Origin of the sequence: Marinobacter sp., from assembly GCF_014859525.1 — a bacterium.
In the GTDB taxonomy this organism is placed as follows: domain Bacteria; phylum Pseudomonadota; class Gammaproteobacteria; order Pseudomonadales; family Oleiphilaceae; genus Marinobacter.
This window is the reverse complement of the sequence record NZ_JACUUB010000015.1, coordinates 40,623-48,422: the sequence shown is the minus strand read 5'-3', so window position 1 is coordinate 48,422 and position 7,800 is coordinate 40,623. Positions and strand designations below refer to the sequence as shown.

At 56.6% G+C, this 7,800-nt stretch carries 6 protein-coding genes; 4 read left to right on the top strand and 2 right to left on the bottom strand.

Annotated elements, in window-relative coordinates; genetic code table 11:
• Nucleotides 1-21 precede the first annotated feature (21 nt).
• The gene (typA, locus tag IBX51_RS05780; RefSeq protein ID WP_291829617.1) at nucleotides 22-1,833 is read right to left on the bottom strand and encodes a translational GTPase TypA; all 1,812 of its coding nucleotides are present in this window, start codon (nucleotides 1,831-1,833) and stop codon (nucleotides 22-24) included.
• A gap of 393 nt (nucleotides 1,834-2,226) precedes the next feature.
• On the opposite strand from typA, the gene glnA reads away from it, so the two are divergent.
• The 4 genes from glnA to ntrC all read left to right on the top strand — a co-directional run bounded on the left by glnA (nucleotide 2,227) and on the right by ntrC (nucleotide 7,134).
• Nucleotides 2,227-3,630 carry a glutamate--ammonia ligase gene (glnA, locus tag IBX51_RS05775; protein WP_291829615.1) on the top strand — a complete coding sequence of 468 codons (1,404 nt, stop codon included), beginning with the start codon at nucleotides 2,227-2,229 and terminating at the stop codon, nucleotides 3,628-3,630.
• Between the two features lie 197 nt (nucleotides 3,631-3,827).
• Nucleotides 3,828-4,352, top strand: coding sequence for a DUF4124 domain-containing protein (locus tag IBX51_RS05770; RefSeq protein ID WP_291829613.1), 525 nt, complete (start codon nucleotides 3,828-3,830; stop codon nucleotides 4,350-4,352).
• A gap of 251 nt (nucleotides 4,353-4,603) precedes the next feature.
• On the top strand, nucleotides 4,604-5,704 hold the full coding sequence (gene glnL, locus IBX51_RS05765; protein ID WP_291829610.1) for a nitrogen regulation protein NR(II): 1,101 nt from the start codon (nucleotides 4,604-4,606) through the stop codon (nucleotides 5,702-5,704).
• Nucleotides 5,701-7,134, top strand: coding sequence for a nitrogen regulation protein NR(I) (ntrC, locus tag IBX51_RS05760; protein ID WP_291829608.1), 1,434 nt, complete (start codon nucleotides 5,701-5,703; stop codon nucleotides 7,132-7,134). The genes glnL and ntrC overlap by 4 nt, the downstream gene beginning before the upstream one ends.
• Before the next feature lie 18 nt (nucleotides 7,135-7,152).
• On the opposite strand, the gene IBX51_RS05755 is transcribed toward ntrC, so the two are convergent.
• Nucleotides 7,153-7,794 (bottom strand): response regulator transcription factor, encoded by a 642-nt coding sequence (locus tag IBX51_RS05755; RefSeq protein WP_291829606.1) that lies wholly within the window; start codon nucleotides 7,792-7,794, stop codon nucleotides 7,153-7,155.
• Nucleotides 7,795-7,800: the final 6 nt, after the last annotated feature.

The following is a 7,800-nucleotide window of genomic DNA, read 5'->3' as shown; positions in this document are numbered from 1 at the left end:
GTTGTCCGTGGCTATTGATGCTTACTTCTTACCGGCGCGCTTACGCTCGTTCTCGGTCAGCAGCTTCTTGCGCAGACGGATCGACTTGGGCGTCACCTCTACCAGCTCGTCGTCATCAATAAACTCAAGGGCCTGCTCCAGCGTGAACTTGATAGGCGGCACCAGAGCGATCACTTCGTCTTTACCGGAGGCGCGCATGTTGTCCAGCTTCTTGCCCTTGGTCGGGTTAACCACCAGATCGTTGTCGCGGCTGTGAATACCGCACAACTGGCCTTCGTAGATTTCCTGACCCGGATCCAGGAACAGCTTGCCCCGGCTCTGCAGGGTTTCCAGCGAGTAGGTCAGTGCGGTGCCGGTGGCCATGGAGACAATGACACCATTCTGGCGGCTGGTGACATCACCGAGCTTGATCGGGCCGTAATGGCTGAAGGTCGAGGTCAGGATGCCGGTACCGGAAGTCATGGTCAGGAAGGTATTACGGAAACCGATCAGACCACGGGCCGGTATGGTGTATTCCAGGCGCATACGGCCCTTGCCATCGGGGATCATGTTGGTCATGTCGCCGCGGCGCAGACCCATTTGTTCCATGATCGGGCCCTGGTGCTGCTCTTCGATGTCTACGATCACGTTCTCGTACGGCTCTTGTTTGACGCCGTCAACTTCCTTGATCACCACTACCGGACGGCCTACAGCCAGCTCGAAGTTTTCGCGCCGCATGTTCTCGATCAATACCGACAGGTGCAGCTCGCCCCGGCCGGAGACCTTGAACTTATCGGCAGACTCGCCTTCTTCAACACGCAGTGCCACGTTGTGCAGCAGTTCTTTTTCCAGGCGTTCTTTGATATTGCGGCTCGTGACATACTTGCCTTCTTTACCGGCGAACGGCGAATCGTTGACCTGGAAGGTCATGGAAACGGTCGGCTCGTCTACGGTCAGCGGCGGCAGTGCTTCAACATTACCCGGATCACACAGGGTGTCAGAGATGAACAGCTGGTCCAGACCACTCACGCACACAATGTCGCCCGCCTGGGCTTCTTCCACTTCCACACGCTGCAGCCCGGAGTGGCCCATGATCTTCAGGATACGGCCGTTGCGCTTCTTGCCGTCGGCGCCGATGGCGGCGACCGGAGTGTTGGTCTTTACCTTGCCGCGAGCGATACGGCCAATACCGATTACACCCAGAAAGCTGTTGTAGTCGAGCTGGGAAATCTGCATCTGGAACGGGCCGTCCATATCCACGTCCGGCGCTGGCACGTGATCCACGATGGCCTGGAACACGGCATCCATGTTGTCTTGCAGGTCTTCATGGTCCATGCCGGCAATGCCGTTCAGGGCACTGGCGAACACAATCGGAAAATCCAGCTGCTCGTCGGTGGCACCCAGGTTGTCGAACAGATCAAACACCTGATCCACGACCCAGTCCGGGCGAGCACCCGGCCGGTCAATCTTGTTGACCACAACGATCGGGCGCAAGCCGGCTGCGAAGGCTTTCTGGGTCACAAAGCGGGTTTGCGGCATCGGGCCGTCGATGGAATCAACCACCAGCAGCACACTGTCTACCATGCTCATGACTCGCTCGACTTCGCCACCGAAATCGGCGTGCCCCGGGGTGTCTACGATGTTGATGTCGTAGTCTTTCCATTTCAGCGCCGTGTTCTTGGCCAGAATGGTAATGCCACGCTCTTTTTCCTGATCGTTGGAGTCCATAACGCGCTCGCTCTCGAGCTCTTTACGGTCCAAGGTACCGGACTGGCGCAGCAACTGGTCTACCAGGGTAGTCTTACCGTGGTCTACGTGGGCAATGATGGCGACGTTTCTTAGCTTATCAATCACAAAAGGTATCCTGAAAAATTTGGCGGGGCGCAGTATATCGAAAAGTCCATGACGATAATATGAAGAATAGTGCCTAATATGTAACCAACTCCAACAATGCACCGTTATCAGGCAGCCAGACAAACAATGCACCAAAGCAGTGCGTAAATGACGGCCGCTGATGGGCGTCAAGCTGCACCACGGTGCGCCAGAGTTGCCCGAAAGCCCCACGGCTGCGCTGTTCTGGCGCAAAGCAAGAAAACTGGCAAGCTGTTTGCTTAGTTGTTTGCAGCCGTAATTGAAAGGTAAGGGACATCAGCTTCTGCTAAGCTGCCCTGACCTGCAAAAAGATCGGGCCTCGGTACACTGAACGATCCGGCATAACGAACATGTAATCACTACGGAGCACGCACAATGTCCAAGACAGTTGATTTGATCAAAGAACACGAAGTCAAATGGGTAGACCTGCGCTTCACCGACAGCCGTGGTAAAGAGCAGCACGTGACACTGCCAGCCACCGAGGTGGACGAAGACTTTTTCGCTGACGGCAAAATGTTCGACGGCTCCTCTATTTCCGGCTGGAAAGGCATCAACGAATCCGACATGATCCTGATGCCCGATGACGAAACCGTGGTTCTGGATCCGTTCACTGAAGAAACCACCGTTAACATCACCTGCGACATCGTAGAGCCTTCTACCATGCAAGGTTATGAGCGTGACCCCCGCTCTGTCGCCCGTCGCGCAGAAGAATACCTGAAGTCGACCGGCATCGCCGACGGCGCCCTGTTTGGCCCGGAGCCTGAGTTCTTTGTGTTCGATTCCGTTAAATGGAATGTCGACATGCAAGGCTCTTCTTACCACATCCACTCTGAAGAAGCTGCCTGGGTATCCGGCGAAGACTTCGATCGCAACAATATCGGCCACCGCCCGGGCGTTAAAGGCGGCTACTTCCCGGTTCCACCGGTAGACAGCCTGCACGACCTGCGTGGTGCCATGTGTGCGGCCATGGAGTCTATGGGCCTGGTCATCGAAGTACACCATCACGAAGTGGGCACCGCTGGCCAGTGTGAAATCGGCGTTGGCGCCAACACCCTGACCCGCAAGGCGGACGAAGTACAGATCCTCAAGTACTGTGTACACAATGTGGCTCATGCCTACGGCAAGACAGCCACCTTTATGCCCAAGCCGGTCGTGGGTGACAACGGCTCTGGTATGCACGTGCACATGTCTTTGAGCAAAGATGGCAAAAACCTGTTCGCAGGAGACAGCTATGCTGGCCTGAGCGAAGAAGCCATTTACTTCATCGGCGGCATCATCAAGCACGCAAAAGCCGTCAATGCTTTCACCAACCCGTCCACCAACAGCTATAAGCGTCTGGTACCGGGTTTTGAAGCACCGGTTATGCTGGCTTACTCTGCCCGTAACCGCTCCGCGTCTATCCGTATTCCTTACGTGAACAGCCCTAAGGCGCGTCGTATCGAAGCACGCTTCCCTGATCCGGCAGCCAACCCGTACCTGGCCTTCTCTGCACTGATGATGGCCGGCCTGGACGGCATTCAGAACAAGATCCACCCTGGCGACGCCATGGACAAAGATCTTTACGACCTGCCAAAAGAAGAAGCCATGCAGATTCCTCAGGTTGCAACCACTCTGTCTGAGGCTCTGGATTGCCTGCAGGCAGACCACGAGTTCCTGACCCGTGGCGGCGTATTCACGGAAGACATGATCGGCGGTTATATTGACCTGAAGCGTGGCGAAGTAGAGCGCCTGAACATGACCACGCACCCGGTTGAGTTCGAACTGTACTACTCCTGCTAAGCTGACGCACCAAATAGGTGCAAAATGCCGCAGACTGAAAGCCCCGCCTTGTGCGGGGTTTTTTGTGGTCATCATCTCAAAACGGAATCTCTACCCCACGCTCTTAACGATATGTAACCAAGGGATCGCCCCTGACCGTTGAAATGCCAGAGGCGGCCACCGATAATCGAGACAGTCCATTACCTCAGGTCATTGCCATGAAAGCACCACTCACTCTCGCTACCGGATTGTTACTGCTGGTGTCTGCCGCCGCTCATGCGGAGGTATACCGCCATGTGGATGCCCAGGGAAACGTGACGTTTTCCGATGAGCCGATGCAGGGTGGCGAAGAGATTCAGGTAAAGCCTGTGACCACGGTTACCCTGCCCAAACCCGAAGCCGTCATGCAAACCGACCGACTGCTGGAAGAGGTCGAGCGGGAAGGCGCTGCTTATGAAAGCGTTGCTCTGGTCTATCCGGAGAACGATCAGGCCTTCCATAGCGGCAACGGTGACGTCACCTTCCAGGTACGCAGTACGCCGGGGTTACGCCGGGGCCATCGATACGAAGTCACGCTCGACGGCCAACCTGTTGGTCAGAGCACGTCCAGCTCGATCACCGTCAATAATATTGACCGCGGCACCCATAGCGCCGGAGTTCATATCGTCGACAACGAAGGCATACAGGTGAAAAGCGGCCAACCGGTCACCTTTACCCTTCACCGCCCGTCACGTCTCAACTAATCAACAAATGAACAAATCGCACTATTTTAGTGCGCACGCACCACGATAAAGCCATACTCTGGGCAGCAAAGGGGCAAATCTCCGGCTGCCTGTAGCCCTTTCACCTCCCCCTGCACCAACCTACAGCAGCGGATCGCCCTGTCAGGCGCTCTGTGCCCACACCTTGCTCATCGTTTTGTATTCGTCAGCAAAATTGGTTCGTTTTTTGCAGAAACGAGGTAACAACCATGAGCTCAACACGGAAGCCAAGCATGTCGTTTCAACCATCCAGTACTCTGGGAAGCGGTTATAAAAGCATTCTGGACAGCCTGACCACGGCGGTACTGGTGCTGGGAAATGACCTCACCATACGTTACCTGAATCCCGCAGCTGAGAGCCTGTTTGAAACCAGCCTGACCCGAAGTCAGGGAGTGCTGCTGAACGATATGCTGATCGACTCTGAAGACGCCCTGAAGACACTTTACGCTGCCGCCGGCAATGGTCAGTCGTATACCCGACGGGAAGCCGAGTTTGCGCTGTTGAGTGGCTCTCGCCTGACCGTGGATTATTCTGTCACCCCCATCAGCCAGCCCCCCGCCGAGCTGTTGATCGAAATCCAGCCCAGAGACCGGCTTATTCGCATCAGCCGTGAAGAAGACATCATCTCCCAGCAGGAAACCACTCGTATTCTGGTGCGGGGCATGGCCCATGAAATCAAGAATCCCCTTGGCGGCATTCGTGGCGCAGCCCAACTTCTGGACCGGGAACTGAGTACCGAGGATCAGCGCGAATACACCCGCGTGATCATTGATGAAGCAGACCGCCTGCGCAGCCTGGTTGATCGTATGCTGGGGCCGAACAAAGCACCCAAAATTGCGACCACCAACATTCACGAAATCCTGGAGCGGGTTCGCACGCTGGTTGAGGCAGAAAGCAGGGGCCGAGTGCGTCTGCGCAGAGACTACGACCCCAGTATTCCGGAATTTCCAGGCGACAAAGAACAGCTGATTCAGGCCTTTTTGAACATTGCCCGCAACGCCATGGAAGCCGCCTTCGAGAACGAAAGCAGTCAGAGTTCCGGTGTAACACCTACGATTACCTTCCGCACCCGGGCCTTGCGACAATTTACCATCGGCCACCGGCGTCACCGCCTGGCCTGCCGCGTAGACATCATCGACAACGGCCCCGGCATACCGGCGGATCTGCTGCAGAATATTTTCTACCCCATGATCAGTGGCCGGGCCTCTGGCACCGGCCTTGGCCTTTCCATTACTCAAAGCATCATCGGCCAGCACCGCGGGCTGGTTGAATGTGACAGCGAGCCAGGAAGAACCGACTTCATCATCTTCCTGCCTCTGGAGGACAGCAAATGACCCAACCGGCGAATGTCTGGATAATTGACGACGACAAAAGCATCCGATGGGTGCTCGAACGGGCTCTGAACCAGGCCGGCATGCAACCACGGGTGTTCGACAGCGGTGAAAGCATCATGATGCGGCTGGAGCACGAACAGCCCGATGCCATTGTCAGCGACATTCGTATGCCAGGTGTGGATGGCATTACGTTGCTGGCCCAGATTGTAGATAAGCATCCGGATGTGCCGGTGATCATCATGACCGCCCATTCCGATCTGGAAAGCGCCGTTACCAGTTACCAGACCGGCGCCTTCGAATACCTGCCCAAACCCTTTGATGTAGACGATGCCGTGGCTCTGGTCAAACGAGCGGTCGCCCACAGCCACGAGAAACGCGCCGCCAGCGAGCCCCAGCCCGACAGCACCCAGCGCAACACCGAGATCATCGGTGAGGCGCCGGCCATGCAGGAGGTGTTCCGGGCCATCGGCCGGTTGTCACACTCCAACATCACCGTGCTGATCAACGGTGAAAGCGGCACCGGCAAAGAGCTGGTGGCCCAGGCCCTGCACAACCACAGCCCGCGGGCCCGCAACCCGTTCATTGCTTTGAACATGGCGGCGATTCCGAAAGACCTGATTGAATCCGAACTGTTCGGCCACGAGAAAGGCTCCTTCACCGGTGCCGGCGCTGCCCGCCAGGGTCGGTTTGAGCAAGCCAACAGCGGCACCCTGTTTCTGGATGAGATCGGCGACATGCCCGCCGACACCCAAACCCGGCTGTTGCGGGTGCTGGCAGATGGCGAATTCTATCGCGTAGGCGGCACCACGCCCATTAAAGTGGACGTCCGGATCATCGCCGCCACGCACCAGGATCTCGAAAAACTGGTGCTAGCCGGCAACTTTCGGGAAGACCTTTTCCACCGCCTGAACGTTATCCGTGTGCACCTGCCCAAGTTGGCCGAACGCCGGGAAGACATTCCCCGCCTGATGCAGCACTTCCTGAAGCGGGCGGCTAAAGAGCTGTCCGTCGAGCCAAAACTGCTGCGCGATGATGCCGAGGAATACCTCACCACCCTGTCCTGGCCAGGCAACGTACGCCAGCTGGAAAACACCTGCCGCTGGCTGACAGTGATGGCCAGTGGCCGCGAAATTCATGTAGACGATCTGCCGCCGGAGCTGCTGCACCAGGCTGAAACCGAAAACGCCAGCACCGGACACACCTGGCAGGAAGGCTTGAAAAACTGGACCGAACAAGAGCTGAAACGGGGCAAGAAAGGCATACTCGACACCGCCATACCGGAGTTCGAGAAAATCATGATCGAGACGGCCCTGAAACACACCGGCGGCCGCCGACGGGATGCCTCTATTTTGTTGGGCTGGGGCCGGAACACCTTAACGCGGAAAATCAATGAGTTGAAGATTGACTCGGAAGAAGACCTGGACGACTGAGCCTCACCCCACCGGCGTCTATTGCCGGGAGCGAATCTGCACCAGTCCGGCGTCGATGGCAAAAAACACCAGTTTGGCCATCGACTCAATGCCGAGACTGTTCTTGATGGCGGTGACGGTGTTGGCCACGGTCTTCTTTTCAATAGCCAATGCCTGGGCAATCTCATCGTTACTGAAGCCCCGGGCAAGCATGGAAAACACCTCGAACTGGCGACGGGTCAGATTCTGCAATCGTGAGAATTCCGAACTCCGATCGTTGAAAGAGGTCCGCATAATCAGATCGTACTCCACGAACACCTGCCCTTCTGCCACCCGTTTGACCGCTTTAATCAAGGTATCGGTATCACAGGACTTGGTGATATAGCCCATGGCACCGACCTGAAGCGCCCTTTTCACCACGGGTACCTCGTTGTGCATGCTGAAAAACAGTATTTTGGCGTCTTCCTGGCCCTCCAGGATGCGGGCCGCCGCCTCGATACCACTGATCCCCGGCAAACCCACGTCCATGATGATCAGGTCCGGCTGGTGCGTTCGAGAGTGCTCGACCGCCTCTTCACCGGAGGTGGCTTCGATCACCTCACAGGGGTCCAGCGCCATCGACAACAGGCTTACATATCCCTGGCGCACCACAGCGTGATCATCAGTAATGAGAATTTTCATGTAAGA

Coding starts and splice junctions, on each gene's coding strand:
- glnA (WP_291829615.1), top strand. CDS start 2,227: ATGTCCAAGACAGTTGATTTGATCAAAGAACACGAAGTCAAATGGGTA.
- IBX51_RS05770 (WP_291829613.1), top strand. CDS start 3,828: ATGAAAGCACCACTCACTCTCGCTACCGGATTGTTACTGCTGGTGTCT.
- glnL (WP_291829610.1), top strand. CDS start 4,604: ATGTCGTTTCAACCATCCAGTACTCTGGGAAGCGGTTATAAAAGCATT.
- ntrC (WP_291829608.1), top strand. CDS start 5,701: ATGACCCAACCGGCGAATGTCTGGATAATTGACGACGACAAAAGCATC.
- IBX51_RS05755 (WP_291829606.1), bottom strand. CDS start 7,794: ATGAAAATTCTCATTACTGATGATCACGCTGTGGTGCGCCAGGGATAT.